This is a genomic window from Kribbella sp. NPDC050459, from assembly GCF_040655315.1.
In the GTDB taxonomy this organism is placed as follows: domain Bacteria; phylum Actinomycetota; class Actinomycetes; order Propionibacteriales; family Kribbellaceae; genus Kribbella.
On sequence record NZ_JBFAJQ010000002.1, the window covers coordinates 33,484 to 50,380 of the forward strand.

Below are 16,897 nucleotides of genomic sequence, written 5' to 3' on the forward strand. Positions count from 1 at the left end.
CTCGAGCGGAACGTGTGATGGTGGGCGTTCGATGAGGGTGCGTCGAACGGCGCCGTTGCCAGGGGGTCACCCGTCGGCAACGAGTAAACCACATGCCTCACTGGTCTGCTGTGAGAGGCCCCACATCCTCCCGACGTGTGCCAGGATGCGGGGATTCACAACCCCTGTCGAGGAGATTTCGCGATGAACATCGTCCCCACTCTCCGCAGGCGCCGGGCGCAGGCAGTCGCCTCGGCCGCCGTGCTCGCGCTCACACTGGCCGCCTGTGGCGGCGGCTCGGACGGCGGCGGAGGTTCCGAGGACAAGGCCAAGGCGGCCGGCATCACGCTGGTCAAGCCCGGCAAGCTGACCATCTGCACGCACCTGCCGTACAAGCCCTTCCAGTACAAGGACGGCACCAAGGTCGTCGGCTTCGACGTCGACCTGCTCGACCTGGTCGCCAAGGATCTCGGCCTGGAGCAGGACGTCGTCAACATCGAGTGGGCCCAGGTCACCTCGGGCGCCGCGTTCCAGGCGAAGAAGTGCGACATGGGCATGGGCGCGATGACGATCACCAAGGAGCGCCAGGCCGCGATCAGCATCACCGAGCCGTACATGGACGCCACCCAGGTGCTGATGACCAAGAAGGACTCCGGCATCAAGTCGCTGGCGGACCTGCGGGGCAAGAAGCTCGGCGCGCAGGCCGACACCACCGGCAAGAAGTACGCCGACGACAACGCGGCGGCCAACGGGTACACGGTGATCCCGTTCAACGACCTCGCGCTGCAGGAGAACAACGTGAAGTCCGGCCGGGTCGACGCCGCGATCAACGACAACGGCGTGCTGTACGACTTCGTCAAGGAGAACCCGGACATGGCGGTCGTCGCCGAGTTCAACACCGGCGAGCAGTACGGGTTCGGCGCGCTCAAGGACGGCAGCGGCCCGAAGCTGGTGACCAAGTTCAACGAACTGCTGACCAAAGCCAAGTCGGACGGCAAGTACAACGAGATCTACAAGAAGTGGTTCGGGGTTGAGCCGACGAAGTGAGCACATCGACGCAAGACGTTGAGCGGAAGGGGCTGAGCCCGCGGCAGCGGGCCCAGCGCTCCCGCTGGATCCAGTACGCCGTGCTCGTCGTCCTGGTCCTGGTCGCCGCGTTCAGCGCGAACTGGGGCCAGATCGTCAGCGTCTTCTTCAAGCCCGAGTTCATCAAGTCGACGTTCCAGGACGGCGTCCTCCAGGCGCTGGTGAAGACGCTCGAGTACACCGCCGGCGCGTTCGTGATCGGGCTCGCGGGCGGCACGCTGCTGGCGCTGATGAAGCTCAGCCAGGTCGGCCCGTACCGGTGGATCGCGACGGCGTACATCGAGTTCTTCCGCGGCCTTCCGGCGATCGTGGTGTTCATCGCGTTCAGCCTGCTGCCGCTGGCGTTCCCGGGGATGACGATCCCCTGGGACCCGTACGGCGTGGTGTGGCTGGCGCTCGGCATCGTGGCCTCGGCGTACATGGCCGAGGTGATCCGGGCCGGCATCCAGGCGGTCCCGAAGGGACAGGTCGAGGCAGCCCGGTCACTCGGCATGCCGGCCGGCCTGGCGATGCGCAAGATCGTGCTGCCGCAGGCGTTCCGGATCGTGCTCCCGCCGCTGACCAACGACCTGATCCTGCTGGTCAAGGACTCCTCGCTGGTGTTCATGATCGGCGTCGCCGCGGACGGGTACGAGCTGACCGGCTTCGGCCGCGACCTGGCCAACACGTACTCGAACCTGACGCCGATCGTGGTCTGCGGGTTCTGCTACCTGCTCATCACCCTGCCGCTGGGCATCCTGGCCCGCCGGCTCGAGGCACGGACGGCGAGGACGCGCTAAATGGCTAGCCAGAATTCCTTCCCCACCCCACCACCCCGGTCGGTAGAGATCAAGAACCTCCATAAGTCCTTCGGCAGCAACCACGTCCTGCGCGGGATCGACTTCACCGTCGAGCAGGGCGAGGTGGTGTGCGTGATCGGCCCGTCCGGGTCCGGCAAGTCCACGCTGCTGCGCTGCGTGAACCTGCTGGAGACCCCGCAGGAAGGGCAGGTGATCGTCCGCGGCGAGGACATCACCGATCCGGACTGTCACCTGGACGCGGCCCGGCAGCAGATCGGGATGGTGTTCCAGCAGTTCAACCTGTTCCCGCACCTGTCCGCGCTGGCCAACTGCACCGTTGCCCAGCGCACCGTTCTGAAGCGGTCCGCGGAGGAGGCCGGCAAGGTCGCCCGCGCGAACCTGGAGCGGGTCGGGCTGAGCGAGAAGATCGACGCGTACCCGGCGCAGCTGTCCGGCGGCCAGCAGCAGCGGGTCGCGATCGCCCGCGCGCTGTCGATGGACCCGGCGCTGATGCTGTTCGACGAGCCGACGTCGGCGCTCGACCCGGAGCTCGTCGGCGACGTGCTCACGGTGATGCGCAAACTCGCGCTCGACGGGATGACGATGCTCGTCGTCACCCACGAGATGGCGTTCGCGCGCGAGGTGGCGGACCGGGTGGTGTTCATGGACGGCGGCGTGATCGTCGAACAGGGCCCGCCCGCCGACGTGATCGGCGACCCCAAGGAGGAGCGGACCCGCACGTTCCTCCGCCGGGTGCTCGACCCGACACACGTCGAGCCGACCCAGTAGCCGCCGTACCGCTGCAGTACAACCGCCGTACGTCGTGACGCTGTGTGTCCGGGTGGTCGACGGACCGCAGCGGAACGACGGTGCCCAAGCTACGAATAGGTCTCTGTTCGGGGTTCCTCCGTGCGCTGTCCGCAGGTCACTGTGTCAAGATGCGGACACATGGCACCGGGCCGACCGGTGCCCGGTTTTGGAGGACTAGATGTCTGTCCTGCGGAGGGCGCTGGTGCTGTCCGGCGTCCTGGTTCTCGCGGCCGCCGGGTGCGGCTCGAACTCTCTCGGAGGTGGCTCGTCCACCTCTCCCACGACGAGCGCCCCCTCCAGCGCCCCGTCGAGCGGTGGACCGGACCTCAGCGGCTCGTTGCCGGCCAAGATCAAGTCGGCCGGCAAGATCGTCGTCGGCGTCGACGCCAGCTACCCGCCGAACGAGTTCCTGCAGGGCGGCAAGACCGTGGTCGGGATGGACGTCGACCTGTTCAACGCCGTCGCGCAGAAGTTCGGCGTCACGGTCGAGTGGCAGCCCGCCGGGTTCGACACCATCATCACCGGTGTCCAGGGCGGCAAGTACGACGTCGGCGTCTCGTCGTTCACGATCAACGACAAGCGCAAGCAGCAGGTCAACATGGTCAGCTACTTCAACGCCGGCACCCTGTGGGCGACCGCGAAGGGCAACCCGAAGGGCATCAACGCCGACGACGCATGCGGCAAGACCGTCGCGGTGCAGAAGGGTACGACGCAGCTCGAGGACGACATGCCGAAGCGGCAGGCCGCGTGCAAGGCGGCCGGCAAGCCCGAGATCAAGCTGGTCGTCCGCGAGAAGCAGGACCAGGCGACCGCGGACCTGGTGGCCGGCAAGGCGGACGCGATGCTCGCCGACTCCCCGGTCGTGCTGTACGCGATCAAGCAGACCAACGGTCAGCTCGAGCAGCTCGGCGACATCTACGACGCCGCGCCGTACGGGTACGTGGTCCCGAAGAGCGAGACCGCGTTCGCGCAGGCCATCACCGAGGCGCTGAAGTCGCTCGACAGCGAGGGCACGTACAAGAGCACGCTGCAGAAGTGGAACAACGACTCGGGCGCGATCACCGACTTCGCCGTCAACCCGTGAGCTGACCGTCATGAGTACTGAAACTGAAGCCCGGCCGCAGGATGCTCCCGAGCGGCCGGGCGCGATCGACGCGGTACCGGTCCGGCATCCGGGCCGCTGGGTCGCGATCGCGGTGATCGCGGTGCTGGTCGCGATGCTGGTGCACCTGCTGGTCACCAACAAGGCGTTCGACTGGAGTTTCGTCTTCGAGGCGATGAAACAGCAGCCGGTGATCAACGGGTTCCTCAAGGGCACGCTGCTGGTCACCGCGCTGTCGATGATCGTCGGGGTCGGCGGCGGTGTGGTGCTGGCCGTGATGCGGCTGAGCGACAACCCGATCCTGTCCGGCGTGGCCTGGGTGTTCACCTGGTTCTTCCGGAGCATCCCGCGGTACATCCTGCTGTTCACGATGGGCACGCTGGGGATCTTGTTCCCGCAGGGCATCCAGCTCGGGATCCCGTTCGACTGGAAGATCATCGACTGGCTCGGGATGTCCGGCGACTGGCGGTTCTTCAGCCTGGACGCCAACCAGGTGTTCACCGGGATCGTTGCCGGTGTCATCGGTCTCGGGTTGTCCGAAGCGGCCTACATGGCCGAGATCGCCCGGGCCGGCATCCTCAGCGTCGACAAGGGCCAGGCCGAGGCCGCGGAGGCGCTCGGGATGAGCAACGGCAAGGTGATGCGCCGGGTGGTGCTGCCGCAGGCGATGCGGGTGATCGTGCCGCCGACCGGCAACGAGACCATCGCGATGCTGAAGGACACCTCGCTGCTGCTCGCGGTCCCGGTGATCGGCGAGCTGTTCTACCAGCTGCAGTCGATCGGCAGCACGTTCTACAAGACGTTCCCGATCGCGGTCGCCGCGACGCTGTTCTACCTGGCCGCGACCAGCGTGCTGATGGTCGGGCAGTACTTCCTCGAGCGGCACTTCGGTCGCGGATTCGGGACCGGCAAGGCACCGCGAGCCGCGCGGCCGGCCGGGGCAGGAGGCGCCTGATGCCGCTGGTGCACGCGGTCAACGTGACCAAGTCCTTCCACCACAACGAGGTCCTGAAAGGCATCGATCTGGATGTCGATCGCGGGCAGGTGGTGTGTCTGCTCGGCCCGTCCGGCTCCGGCAAGACGACCTTCCTGCGCTGCATCAACCAGCTCGAGACGATCGACGGCGGCCGGATCTGGGTCGACGACGAGCTGATGGGGTACACCGACCGCGACGGGAAGCTGTACCGCCTGAAGAACAAGGAGATCGCGGCCCAGCGGCGGGAGATCGGGATGGTCTTCCAGCGGTTCAACCTGTTCCCGCACAAGACCGCGCTGCAGAACATCGTCGAGGCGCCCACGCAGGTCAAGGGCGAATCGAAGAAGACGGCCCGTGAGCGGGCGATGAAACTGCTCGACCGGGTCGGTCTCGCGGACCGGTGCAACGCCTACCCGTCCCAGCTGTCGGGCGGCCAGCAGCAGCGGGTCGCGATCGCCCGGGCGCTGGCGATGCAGCCGAAGCTGATGCTGTTCGACGAGCCGACGTCGGCGCTCGACCCCGAGCTGGTCGGTGAGGTGCTCGCGGTGATGCGGGAGCTCGCCCTGGACGGGATGACGATGATCGTGGTGACCCACGAGATGTCGTTCGCCCGCGACGTCGCCGACACGGTCGTGTTCATGGACGGCGGCGTCGTGGTCGAGGCCGGCTCGCCCAAGGACGTGATCGGGAACCCGCAGCACTCCCGCACGCAGGCCTTCCTGTCCCGGCTGCGCTCGGAGCACGACCACCCGTAGCAGAATTTTCTCGTCCCGGTCGGCCCCGCCCGCCGTGCATCGAACGCGTTGAGGTTGGATGATGTACGGCGTGGGAGGTCGATCCGAGGGAGACGATGTGAGCAGCACGGGACGAGCCGCCGAGGTCCGCCTGAGTATCCCGGCGGACGGCGCCTACATCGCGGTGCCCCGGTCGGTGGTCGGCAACCTCGCGGCCCGCAACGATTTCACGCTGGACGCGATCGACGACCTGCGGATCGCCGTCGACGAGGCCTGCTCGCTGCTGCTGCCGCAGTCGGCCGACGGGGTGCTGGAGTGCGTGTTCGAGATCGCGCCGCCGCAGCTGACGGTGCGGACGAGCGCCGTCGTACCGAACGGCTGGCGCCCGGACACCACCTCGTTCGGCTGGACCGTGCTGACCGCCCTGGTGGAGTCGGCCGCCGCCGAGACCGTCGAGGGCCGGCTGACCATCACCGTGACGGCCACCGCGACCGCGACGGAGACCGCGTGACAGACGAGCACCTGGGCGAGTCCCAGGACTCCCCTGATCTGCGTACCCGGACTGCCGCACTGTTCCAGCAGATGGCGTCCGGCCGTCGCGATCCGGCGTCCGCAGCAGCCCGCGAGGGTCTGGTCGCGCTGCACATGCCGCTGGTGGAGCACCTGGCGCGCCGGTTCCGCAACCGCGGCGAGCCGTACGACGACCTCGTCCAGGTGGCCACGATCGGCCTGATCAAGGCGATCGACCGGTTCGACTCCGACCGCGGCGTCGAGTTCTCGACGTACGCGACGCCGACGATCCTGGGCGAGATCAAGCGCTACTTCCGGGACAAGGGCTGGGCGATCCGGGTGCCGCGGCGGCTGCAGGAGCTGCGGCTGTCGCTGACCGCGGCGACCGCCGAGCTGACGCAGGAGCTCGGCCGGGCCCCGACGGTGGCGGAGCTGTCGGAGCGCCTGGGGCTGTCGCCGGATCTGGTGATCGAGGGCCTGGAGTCAGCGAACGCTTACAACACGCTGTCCCTGGACGCTCCCGATCAGAACGAGACCGACGCGACGACGGTCCTGGACGGCCTGGGCGGCGAGGACGAGGCGCTGGAGAGCGTGGAGTACCGGGAGTCGCTGAAGCCGCTGCTGGCGCAGCTGGACACCCGGGAGAAGCGGATCCTCACGCTGCGGTTCTTCCGCGGGATGACACAGTCGCAGATCGCCGAGGAGATCGGGATCTCGCAGATGCACGTCTCCCGGCTGCTCGCCCGGACCCTCACCGAGCTGCGCACCGGCCTGCTGAAGGAGTAGCTAGAGGACGGGGTGGTCGTTGGAGCTACCACCGATCAGGGCCTCGAACGACGCCTTCTGGAACAGGCAGACCAGGACCACGACGGCCAGTACGGCGAGCACGACCGCGATCGCCGGGGCGCCGCCGTTCCAGACGCTGTACGCGACCAGGAGCTGGATCAGCTGCGTGAACACCGTCGGCCCGCGGCTCCACCGTGCCGCCCGCCAGAGGCCACGCACGGCGACCAGAACGAGCGCCACGCCGTACACCAGGAAGAAGCCGGCGGTGGTCAGTCCGAGCACCAGCCGGGCGCTGTGAATCGTCAAGGCTTCGGCAATTCCGAGAACGATGAGCACGAGCCCTTCCACAGCGACCACTGCCGCGGCTAATTTGAGCGGTCTCGGGACTGCGGCAGCTGGGGAGTCGGTCGGCACTTCGCCAGCTTAGTGCCCGGTGCCCGGGTGGGTCCGTGAACCTCGGCCCTACAGGGATTTGAGGTTGTGCGTAACCAAAAGAAGGTTGCAGCGGTTACTTGCAGTGAACGGGTGCTTGCGGAAGGACCGCTCCGTCCGATTACCGGATGGAGAGAACCGCCGTGTGCCAGTTCGAAGTGTTAAGGAAGCGTTGTGATCGGATCGACAACTCCATAACCCTTGTTTCGATCCCCCAAGATTGGGAACATGGTCTCGTTCGTGAAAGCGTTCACAACAAGACGCGGCACCGACCCCCGTGCGTCACGAACCGACGAGTACAGCACCGCTGATTGGGCACAGACCTACCCGTCAGCCTACGTCAACTACTGAGAGAGATGGGATCCGCCATGGATTGGCGCCACCGGGCCGTATGCCTCGACGAGGACCCGGAACTGTTCTTCCCCATCGGCAACACCGGGCCCGCGATCATGCAGATCGAAGAGGCCAAGCAGGTGTGCCGACGCTGCGACGTGCGTGAGCAGTGCCTCGCGTGGGCGCTGGAAGCCGGCCAGGACCACGGTGTCTGGGGCGGCCTGAGCGAGGACGAGCGCCGCGCGCTGAAGCGCCGCAACGCCCGTCAACGCATCCGCACCGCCTGAGCAAGTCCTCCTTCGAGGCCCCGCGGAAAGTACCGCGGGGCCTTTGTGTTTCCCCGGCCGTCAGTCCTTCACCGGGATGTCCAGGGTGACCTGGGTGCCGGGACGGCCGTCGTGGCGGTTGCCGAACTCCAGGGTGCCGTCGAGTTCACCGAGAACCAGCGTGCGGACGATGGACAGGCCCAGATTGCCGGACAGTTCGGAGTCGAAGTTCGTCGGCAGGCCCTTGCCGTCGTCGATCACGTCGATGTGCAGCCGGCCGACCGAGCGCTCGGCGGTGAGCTCGATCGTCCCGCTCGTCTCGGCCCCGTCGCGGGCGCCGAAGGCGTGCTCGACCGAGTTCTGCATCAGTTCGGTCAGCACCATCGCCAGCGGCGTCGCGATCTCCGAGTCGAGGACGCCGAACGATCCGCTGCGCCGGGTCTCCACGGCGGTCGCGACCGTCGACACGTCCGCGACCATCGCGCCGACCCGGTCGGCCACGTCGTCGAAGTCCACGTGCTCGTCGAACGACTCCGACAGCGTCTCGTGGACGATCGCGATCGACCCGACCCGCCGGACCGCCTCGGCGAGCGCGGCCTGCCCTTCCGGGACGGTGATCCTCCGGGCCTGCATCCGGAGTAACGCCGCGACCGTCTGCAAGTTGTTCTTGACGCGATGATGAATCTCCCGGATGGTCGCCTCCTTGGTGACCAGCTCCCGCTCCCGGCTGCGCAGCTCCGTGACGTCGCGGAGCAGGATCAGCGCCCCGACATGCTGGCCGTCGGCCCGCAGCGGGATCGCGCGCAGGAACAGCGTGGCGTCGGAGTTCTCGATCTCGATCTCCTTGGCCGCGCGCCCGGTGACCACCGACGCGAGCACGTCGTCGACCTTGTGCCCGGACTGCAGCAGCTCGGCGGTCACGTCCTTGAGCCGCGAGCCGACCAGGTCGGTGACGAGTCCCATCCGGCGGTACGCGGACAACGCATTGGGGCTCGCGAACGTCACCATCCCGTGCCGATCGACCCGGATGCAGCCGTCACCGACGCGTGGCGTGGTGGACAGCAGCCGTTCCCCGCCGTACGGGAAGATGCCGTCGGTGATCATCCGGGCCAGGTCCGTCGCGCTCTGCAGGTACGCGATCTCCAGCCGGGACGGCGTCCGGACACCGAGCAGGTTGGTGTTCCGCGCGATCACCGCGATCACCCGGGAGCCGCGGCGGACCGGGATCGTCTCGACCCGGACCGGTACGTCGTCGCGCCATTCCGGATCGCCCTCGCGGCAGATCCGGCCGCCGTCGTACGCCTGGTCCAGCAGGTGCCGGCGGCCGCGCGGGATGAAGCTGCCGACGATGTCGTCGAGGTACGCCGTGGGGCCGGTCGTCGGCCGCATCTGCGCCCCGGCCCAGAACCCCAGCCCCTCGGTGTCGGGCAACCAGAGCACCAGGTCGGCGAACGACAGGTCGGCCAGCATCTGCCAGTCCGAGACGAGCAGCTGCAGGCGGTCCAGGTCGGCCTGGTCGAGCGTGGTGTGGTTGCGCGCCACATCGGTCAAAGACGGCACGTTCCGATGCTACCGAGGGCTTGTACCAGCTCCCGGGGTGGTCCGCTCGACAAGTGGGCGTGTGCGGGTGTTGATTGATCAGCTACAGATGAAAGGATGCTCGGGTGGAGTCGACGTACTGGCAGGACGTGATGGCCGCGGACTACGCGGTGCCGCACGACCGTACGCTGACCGAACTCACCGAGGAGCTCGTCCGCGGGCTGGCCAGCACCAACCCGCAGGTCCGGGACGCGCTCGCCTACCCGACGCTCGCCACCTGGCTCGAGCGCGGGGTGTACGACGACCTGTTGCCGGGCTTCGGTGACGGCCTCTGCGCCGGACTGAACTACGGCTTGGGTGAGGACGGCACCGACACGGTCTTCCGGCGCTCGTTCACCGCGCTGACGCTGGCGGAGGTGATCCACCGCGACAACGCCGAGTTCCTGGTGCACGACGAGGTGGTGATGCGCTGGGGCGACCGGCTGGCGACCTGGCTGCTGCGCGAGCGCGACCTGCGCGGATACGTCGAGGACTGCGGCTGGGCGCACGCCGTCGCGCACGGCGCCGACGCGATCGGCGCGCTGGCCCGGTCCCGGCACTGCGACACCGGCGTCCTGCGGGCGCTGCTCGACGTCCTCGCGGACCGGATCGTCAAGGACACGCCGTACCGCTGGGTGCACGAGGAGCACGACCGGGTCGCGCACGCGGTGATGACGGTCCTGCACCGGAACATGCTGACCAGCGACGAGCTCGAGCGCTGGCTGAAGCCGATCGCGGCGACCGCGGCCCAGCAGCCGTTGATGCACGAGACGCTGCCCGAGTGGCCGACGCCGAACGTGTTCAACGCCCGCGGCGTCCTGCACGTCCTGCTCAGCCAGCTCGCGATCGGGGTGAAGGGCTTCCCGATCCCGGGCGACGACGAGTTGTTCGGCCGCCCGATCGAGGCCCGGGCCGACCTGCTGCTGATGCTGACCGAGGCGGTGCAGGCCTCCCAGCCGTACATCTACCGGCCGGCGACGAATCCGTCCTAGCCCCCTACCGCGGCTGTCGCGACCACGGCCCGGTGGTCGGTCCCCTGGATCGGGTACGTCGAGAACTCGCCGGACTGGAACTGTCGCGACACCACGACGTGGTCGATCTGCGTCCGCAGCAGGGCCGGCTGGTCGGCCGGCCAGGTGCCGCGCAACCCGCCGCCGACGGTCGGCCCGACGCTGCGGCAGTAGCCGCCCAGCGCCTGCCGGAAGTCCGCGTGGTCGAGGGTCGCGTTGAAGTCGCCCGCGACGACCGTCGGCGGGTCCTGCGCGCACCACCGGCGGACGGTCTGCAGATCGTTCTTCCAGGTCGTCACCGCGTCCGGCAACGGCGGGTACCCGTGATAGGCGATCAGCCGGATCGGGCCGAGGTCGCCGCCGGTGACGACGACGTTGCCGAAAGTAGTGCCGCCCTCCGACCCGAACGTGACGGCGCCGAGCGACGCCGCGACCAGCACGCTCGTCGCGCTCTCGACCGCGCTGCTCGGCTGGGCCGTGAACCCCTTGTACTGCTGGTCCTGCAGCTGCGCCCGGATCTCCTCCCGGACATCGACCTGGGCCTCCGGCAACGACACCAGGTCCGGCTTGTGGTCCCGGATCAGCTGCGCCACGTCCGCAGCGCGGGCCCCGCCGCCGAGCACGTTGGCGACCATGATCGTCAGGACCCGGGCCCCGGCCGGCGCCGGACGCGCATCCGACAGTCGCCGCGGCGCGGTCAGCCCGGCACCGACCAGCGCCAGGACGGCGACCAGCGCGGCGGCGATCCGCCACCCCCGCCGTACCAGCATCAGCAGCGACAGCACCAGCACGACGACCAGACCTTGCGGACGGAACGCGGCGAGCTGGGCGAACGGCGTCACCTCGTCGAGCCCGAACAGCTCCGGATACAGCGGCACGGCAACGACGACGAGGAACAGTACGGACAGCACGACGCGCCGTACGAACCATGCCTTTTCGTTATCCATGCACCAACCTGATGGTCTAGTGGCCGGTCCGGCCGAACGGTAGCGTGCTCGGTTGCGCCTGTCCTGTCCCGAGGAGGTTGCATTGTCCCGATTGTCCGCGGTCAGACCCGCGTACTGGATCTCTGGCGTACTTCTGGCGGCAGCGGTCGTCCTACCGCTGCTCGTACCGACGTACGCCAAGGTCGACCCGCACCTGTGGGGTTTTCCCTTCTTCTACTGGTACCAACTGATGTGGGTGTTCCTGTCCGCAATCCTGGTCAGCATCAGCTACCGGCTGATCCGCACCGAGGAGCGCAAGCGGCGGGCGGCCCAGGGGCTTGGTGACCCTGATGCCGCGGACGGCGCCGGCGCGAAGGAGGGCGACCAGTGAACACCGATGTCAACTGGGTGCAGCTGATCATCGTCATCCTGATCTTCGGCGCCGTCACGGTGATGGGCTTCATGGCGTCCCGGTGGCGCAGCGCCGGCCACCTCGACAACCTCGACGAGTGGGGGCTGGGCGGGCGCGGCTTCGGCACGTTCATCACCTGGTTCCTGCTGGGTGGCGACCTCTACACGGCGTACACGTTCATCGCGGTGCCGGCCGCCATGTACGCGACCGGCGCGATCAGCGGCTTCTTCGCGGTGCCGTACACGATCGTCGCTTACCCGATCGTGTTCGTCTTCATGGCCCGGCTGTGGTCGGTCTCGCACCGGCACGGGTACGTCACGCCGGCCGACTTCGTCGGCGGCCGCTACGGCAGCAAGGCGCTGTCGCTGGCCGTGGCCGTGACCGGCATCCTGGCCACGATGCCGTACATCGCGCTGCAGCTGGTCGGTATGCAGGCGGTGTTCGAGACGATGGGCCTCGGCGGCAACAACACGCTCGCCAAGGACCTGCCGCTGCTGATCGCCTTCGCGGTGCTGGCGGCGTACACCTACTCCTCTGGTCTGCGGGCGCCGGCGATGATCGCGTTCGTCAAGGACATCCTGATCTACCTGGTGATCCTGGTCGCGATCTTCTACCTGCCGCACGTGCTCGGCGGCTGGGACTCGATCTTCGGTGCGGCGCAGGAGAAGCTGGCCAAGCCGAACCCGGCGACCGGCAAGCCGACCGGGGCGTTCATCCCGGGTGAGGCGGGCTACGTGTCCTACTGGACGCTGGCGCTCGGCTCCGCGATGGCGCTGTTCATGTACCCGCACTCGGTGACGGCGGTGCTGTCGACCAAGACCCGCAACGTCGTACGGCGCAACGCCACGCTGCTCCCGGCGTACTCGCTGCTGCTGGGTCTGCTCGCCCTGCTCGGCTTCATGGCGATCAAGGCGAACGTGAACATCAAGGGCCTGGACGGCCTGGCGAACCCGCAGCTGGCGATCCCGCGGCTGTTCGACCAGGAGTTCCCGGCCTGGTTCGCCGGGATCGCGTTCGCGGCGATCGCGGTCGGCGCGTTGGTGCCGGCGGCAATCATGTCGATCGCCGCCGCCAACCTGTTCACCCGCAACATCTACCGCGACTTCATCAAGCCGTCGGCCACCCCGGCGCAGGAGGCGAAGGTCTCCAAGCTGGCGTCGCTGCTGGTGAAGGTCGGCGCGCTGGTGTTCGTGCTCGGGATGGACAAGACGGTCGCGCTGAACCTGCAACTGCTCGGCGGTATCTGGATCCTGCAGACGTTCCCCGCGATCGTGGTCGGTCTGTACACCCGCTGGTTCCACCGGTACGCGCTGCTGGCCGGCTGGGCGGTCGCGATGCTGTACGGCACGATCACGGCGTACAACGTGGTGAACCCGGCGACGAAGAAGCACTTCGGCGGTTCGCTGGCGAACATCCCGGGCACCACCACCCCGGCGTACATCGCGCTGATCGCGTTCGTGCTGAACGTGGTCGTCGTGGTCGTGCTGACGCTCGTCTTCCGGGCTCTGAAGGTGCCGGACGGCAAGGACAGCACGCACGCGAGCGACTTCACCGCGGACCGCGGCGACCCGGGGGTGCACGACCTGCCGGAGATCATCGACGAGGGCGGAGCGGCCACCGCGAAGTCCTGAAGTCCACCGAGGGCGGCCCGGGTTTCCGGGCCGCCCTCACCTTTTGCAGTTAAATCGACACGCTGCGGGGTCAGCTTGCCCGGTTTCGGGCCGCTGATTCGGCAGAATCGCACCGTGCTGCTGGTCCTCCTCGTCATGGTGCTCGCTGCCGGGGCGGCGCTCGCGACCGGCGGACGGTTCGGCCGGCTGGCCGCGAACACGTTGACCGGTGTGCACTGGCTGGCCGCGGCGGCGATCGGGCAGCTGCTCGGATCCCTGTTCGGCGGGACGGCGTACCCGGTCGGACTGCTCGGGTCCGCGGTCTGCATCGCGGTCTTCCTGCGGCTGAACCTGCGGCATCCGGGCGTCGGCCTGCTGGCGCTGGGATTCTTCGGCAACGCGGTCGTCGTCGCGCTGAACGGCGCGATGCCGGTGTCGCTGGCCGCGTTGGCGCGCGCGGGAGTCGGCGACGCGGTGCTGACCGATCCGCGGCACGAGGTGTCCGACGCCGCGACCCGGCTGCCCTGGCTCGGCGACGTCGTACCTGTCGCGCTGCCCGGTCTCGGTCAGGCGGTCAGCCCTGGCGACGTCCTGATCGCGGCCGGCGCCGGCCTGCTGCTGTACGCCGGGATGGGCGCCTCGGGGCGCGTCCCCGCCACGACCGCGCCGGTCTGGGACGACCTGGAGCCGTGTGCCGGTACCCCGGCCCTGCTGCGCCTGTCGCCTCGGGCGAGTCAGGAGCTCTCAGAACCGGCTGTGCCTTCAGAACCGGCTGTGCCTTCAGAACCGGAAGCCGCGCCCGACGATCCGGCGCAGTGAGTCGACCACCACCGGGTCGTACTCCGCGCCGATGCCCAGCCCGATCGACTCCATCGCCTTGTCGGGCGACTGTCCCGAGCCCTCGCCGACGAGCTGTTCGTAGGCCAGGGCAACGTTCACGATCCCGCTCTCGACCGGGATCCCCGGGTTGTTCGCCCGCCCGTGCCGGTACGGATCGTTGGAGTGCCGGACGATCTCCGCGACATGATCCAGCACGCCGGACCGCTCGATCACCGACGCCCCGATCTCCGCCGCCCGCTGCCGCTCCTCCCGCGTCCGCAGCAACGAAGCCCCACCCGGACTCGGATCCGCCAGCGCCAACTGCCCCACCCCCGACAGCAGGGCCGCGTACTCCAAGGCCTCCATCCGCGCCGGCGTCAACCCGAGATCATTCCCGATCGCCACCGCCAACGCCGCCGTCCGCGCATTCTGCCCCGGACTGCTGAACCCGGCGATCTCCGTACTCCGAGCCATCGACCGCACCGTCGTCCGGTAGGTCCGCTGCGCGGAAGCAAACCGCCGAAACGCAAACTGCGTCAACGACAACGGCACCACGACCAACGGCACGGCCCACAGCCCGATCAACGACGTACCAGCGGCCAGCAACATGCCGCTGATCCCCATCGCGAGCCCGATCCGGGTCATCACGATCAGCTCGTCCCGCAGCGACGCGGGGAACGGCCGGTTGAACTTCTCCGTGTCCTGCCCCGCACCGACCAGAGCATCCAGCACGCCGGCCGACAGCACGCTCAGCAGCATCGCTCCGGTGAGCGCGATCGCATGGGTCCAGGAGCCGTTCCACGCCAGGTCGTCCGGAATGACCAGAGTGAAGGTGATCGCCGCACAGGCGACCGAGAGCACTCGCCGACTCGAGATCACCAGATCCCACGGCAGCCCGGCCACGGCCCGTGGGAACAAGCCGGCCAGCGTCGCGACGCCGGTGACCGCGACGATCTGAGCCACTTCCGGGGGAACGCCGAGCGCCGGGCCCCGCAACATGACATAGCCGAGCGCGGCACTGGTCGCGATCGGTGCACGGTTGCGGATGCTGTCGACCCGGAACTGCACCATCTCACCGATGGCGATCAGCAAACCGAAGACAATTGCGAACGGCCACTCGCTCAGCCCGCGCCGAGCCGTGAGGAACAGCGCGACCAGACCGACCACGCACCCTGCGAAGACCAGCACCATCCCACTGCCCATGCGACGCTGGGCATCGAGTTCTCCCGACTCGATGCTCATGCCGGTCCGGCCGCGGAGCCGGTGGCACCACCGCTGCTGCCCAGGCTCAGGTCGTCGTGGTCGATGGCCTGGACAGTGCCGTCCGGCGCCGGCTGATCGGCTGCCGCTGCCTTCCAGCCCTGATTCCGGATCACCGCGACGAATGCGTCGACCAGGTCCGGATCGAAATGCGTCGTCTTGTCCTGGACAAGGATCGCCAGTGTCTCGTCGATACTGCGCGCCGGGCGGTACGACCGTGTCGACGTCAGGCAGTCGAACGCGTCGACGATCCCGATGATCCGTGCGAAGTACGGAATATTGGTACCGCTCAATCCGGCCGGATAGCCCGTCCCGTCGAACTTCTCGTGATGATGCAGGACGGCTGACTTGACCTCTTCGAGGAACGGGATGTTCCCGATCAGTTCGACACCGCGCGCCGGGTGCAACCGGATCGCGTCCATCTCGGCGTCGTCGAGCTTGCCGGGCTTACGGATGATGCTCGTCGGGACGCCCACCTTCCCGACGTCGTGCAGCAGACCGGCATGCTCGAGCGCCTGCTGGCGGTCTTCCGGGAGCCGCAAATGCCGGCCGAGCATGCCCACGCCGGTACTGACCCGCTCGGAGTGGCCGCGGGTGTAGAGATCCTTCGTCTCGATGACCTGGATGAAGGCACGCATGGCCGCAGCTTGCGCAGCACGCTCCGCCTGGTACTGCGACATCGCCCAGCGGACGACGATCAGCGGCCCGAGGACGAGCAAACAGGCCACGATGTTGAGGCCCCCGATCCAGGTCACGGCGAGAAGCACACCGAGGGCGCTGTAGCCGAGCATCGGCAAGAACGTGGGGAGAATCACCGATCGCAGGAAGTGGAGGACCGGGACCTGGCCCTCGAGCCAGAGGATCAGGCTCACCAGCAGTGCGTTGGTCACCTGATGGCCGATCGTCCCGACAACGGCAGCCAGGACGGTCGCAGGGATGTGTTCCAGAACCTCGGATCCGACCGGACCGCCCACCGCCGCGTAGGCGAGGCCGCCGCCGGCTGCGGACAACACTCGATGCGACGGATTGAAGATCCGCTTCACCAGCGGCGACGGCTGTCGCAGCTGAGCTGCATAAGCGAACACCGAAACAGCGACCGCGTACCACGGCCCGGCGATCACGTAGACCGCCACGAGCGTGACAGAGTCAAGCGTGGCAGGATGATTGGGAAGAATTCTGAAGCGAAGTGCTCCGCCGATCAGCATCAGCAGGCACAGTGCAAGCGTCGGGAAGCCGAAGGAGATCTTCGTGAGGGCTGTCACCAGCACCGCCAAGGCGCAAACGGCGACTGCGGCGACCGTCGCCCGTAGCAGTGAAGGTCTCACTAGGCCACCTCAAGCCTTCCACTACGCCATAGCTCACCAGTCCCAGGTGTCGCCGGTCATCATACGTCACCTCCGATCAGCGGCTAGCGTCTTACGCTCCCGGGGGATCCGGGCAGCGTAGGGGGGCAGACAGCACTTCGCTGACTCTCTCAATTTTGCTCATC

18 protein-coding genes are annotated in these 16,897 nt (G+C 68.1%); 13 read left to right on the forward strand and 5 right to left on the reverse strand.

The window, feature by feature from the left end:
* Positions 1-183: 183 nt before the first annotated feature.
* From AB0I12_RS06040 to AB0I12_RS06075, 8 genes are all read left to right on the forward strand, one after another.
* Positions 184-1,026, forward strand: coding sequence for an ABC transporter substrate-binding protein (locus AB0I12_RS06040; protein ID WP_359925238.1), 843 nt, complete (start codon positions 184-186; stop codon positions 1,024-1,026).
* A complete protein-coding gene (locus tag AB0I12_RS06045; protein ID WP_359925240.1) occupies positions 1,023-1,844 on the forward strand; it encodes an amino acid ABC transporter permease in 822 nt (273 codons plus the stop codon). Before AB0I12_RS06040 ends, AB0I12_RS06045 begins: the two co-directional genes overlap by 4 nt.
* A complete protein-coding gene (locus AB0I12_RS06050; protein ID WP_359925242.1) occupies positions 1,845-2,633 on the forward strand; it encodes an amino acid ABC transporter ATP-binding protein in 789 nt (262 codons plus the stop codon).
* Positions 2,634-2,832: 199 nt separating this feature from the next.
* On the forward strand, positions 2,833-3,738 hold the full coding sequence (locus AB0I12_RS06055) for an ABC transporter substrate-binding protein (RefSeq protein ID WP_359925243.1): 906 nt from the start codon (positions 2,833-2,835) through the stop codon (positions 3,736-3,738).
* A 10-nt stretch (positions 3,739-3,748) separates the two neighbouring features.
* The gene (locus AB0I12_RS06060) at positions 3,749-4,711 is read left to right on the forward strand and encodes an amino acid ABC transporter permease (RefSeq protein ID WP_359925246.1); all 963 of its coding nucleotides are present in this window, start codon (positions 3,749-3,751) and stop codon (positions 4,709-4,711) included.
* Positions 4,711-5,487 carry an amino acid ABC transporter ATP-binding protein gene (locus tag AB0I12_RS06065; protein WP_359925248.1) on the forward strand — a complete coding sequence of 259 codons (777 nt, stop codon included), beginning with the start codon at positions 4,711-4,713 and terminating at the stop codon, positions 5,485-5,487. The genes AB0I12_RS06060 and AB0I12_RS06065 overlap by 1 nt, the downstream gene beginning before the upstream one ends.
* Positions 5,488-5,584: 97 nt before the next feature.
* Positions 5,585-5,977, forward strand: coding sequence for an anti-sigma regulatory factor (locus tag AB0I12_RS06070; protein WP_355698833.1), 393 nt, complete (start codon positions 5,585-5,587; stop codon positions 5,975-5,977).
* Positions 5,974-6,762 (forward strand): RNA polymerase sigma factor SigF, encoded by a 789-nt coding sequence (locus tag AB0I12_RS06075; RefSeq protein WP_359925251.1) that lies wholly within the window; start codon positions 5,974-5,976, stop codon positions 6,760-6,762. The genes AB0I12_RS06070 and AB0I12_RS06075 overlap by 4 nt, the downstream gene beginning before the upstream one ends.
* On the opposite strand, the gene AB0I12_RS06080 is transcribed toward AB0I12_RS06075, so the two are convergent.
* On the reverse strand, positions 6,763-7,098 hold the full coding sequence (locus tag AB0I12_RS06080; RefSeq protein WP_359925253.1) for a hypothetical protein: 336 nt from the start codon (positions 7,096-7,098) through the stop codon (positions 6,763-6,765).
* 464 nt (positions 7,099-7,562) lie between these two features.
* Between AB0I12_RS06080 and AB0I12_RS06085 the strand changes: the two genes are divergently transcribed.
* A complete protein-coding gene (locus AB0I12_RS06085; protein ID WP_130383822.1) occupies positions 7,563-7,814 on the forward strand; it encodes a WhiB family transcriptional regulator in 252 nt (83 codons plus the stop codon).
* Between the two features lie 60 nt (positions 7,815-7,874).
* Here the strand turns inward: AB0I12_RS06085 and AB0I12_RS06090 are convergent, their stop codons facing one another.
* A complete protein-coding gene (locus AB0I12_RS06090) occupies positions 7,875-9,353 on the reverse strand; it encodes a histidine kinase N-terminal domain-containing protein (protein WP_359925257.1) in 1,479 nt (492 codons plus the stop codon).
* Between the two features lie 104 nt (positions 9,354-9,457).
* Here AB0I12_RS06090 and AB0I12_RS06095 point away from each other — a divergent pair, with 104 nt between their 5' ends.
* Positions 9,458-10,363: a DUF2785 domain-containing protein gene (locus AB0I12_RS06095; protein ID WP_359925260.1), complete on the forward strand. Its 906-nt coding sequence runs from the start codon at positions 9,458-9,460 to the stop codon at positions 10,361-10,363.
* On the opposite strand, the gene AB0I12_RS06100 is transcribed toward AB0I12_RS06095, so the two are convergent.
* Entirely contained in the window at positions 10,360-11,328 is a 969-nt protein-coding gene (locus AB0I12_RS06100; RefSeq protein ID WP_359925263.1) for an endonuclease/exonuclease/phosphatase family protein, read from the reverse strand. The two genes, AB0I12_RS06095 and AB0I12_RS06100, sit on opposite strands and share 4 nt — an antisense overlap.
* Before the next feature lie 82 nt (positions 11,329-11,410).
* Here AB0I12_RS06100 and AB0I12_RS06105 point away from each other — a divergent pair, with 82 nt between their 5' ends.
* From AB0I12_RS06105 to AB0I12_RS06115, 3 genes are all read left to right on the forward strand, one after another.
* Positions 11,411-11,698 (forward strand): DUF3311 domain-containing protein, encoded by a 288-nt coding sequence (locus tag AB0I12_RS06105; RefSeq protein WP_359925266.1) that lies wholly within the window; start codon positions 11,411-11,413, stop codon positions 11,696-11,698.
* The gene (gene mctP, locus AB0I12_RS06110) at positions 11,695-13,350 is read left to right on the forward strand and encodes a monocarboxylate uptake permease MctP (protein WP_359925268.1); all 1,656 of its coding nucleotides are present in this window, start codon (positions 11,695-11,697) and stop codon (positions 13,348-13,350) included. Before AB0I12_RS06105 ends, mctP begins: the two co-directional genes overlap by 4 nt.
* Positions 13,351-13,464: 114 nt before the next feature.
* Positions 13,465-14,148, forward strand: coding sequence for a DUF5317 domain-containing protein (locus AB0I12_RS06115; protein WP_359925271.1), 684 nt, complete (start codon positions 13,465-13,467; stop codon positions 14,146-14,148).
* On the opposite strand, the gene AB0I12_RS06120 is transcribed toward AB0I12_RS06115, so the two are convergent.
* Positions 14,110-15,390 (reverse strand): HD domain-containing phosphohydrolase, encoded by a 1,281-nt coding sequence (locus tag AB0I12_RS06120; RefSeq protein ID WP_359925274.1) that lies wholly within the window; start codon positions 15,388-15,390, stop codon positions 14,110-14,112. The genes AB0I12_RS06115 and AB0I12_RS06120 overlap by 39 nt on opposite strands.
* Entirely contained in the window at positions 15,387-16,541 is a 1,155-nt protein-coding gene (locus tag AB0I12_RS06125; RefSeq protein ID WP_359925275.1) for an HD-GYP domain-containing protein, read from the reverse strand. Before AB0I12_RS06125 ends, AB0I12_RS06120 begins: the two co-directional genes overlap by 4 nt.
* Positions 16,542-16,897: the final 356 nt, after the last annotated feature.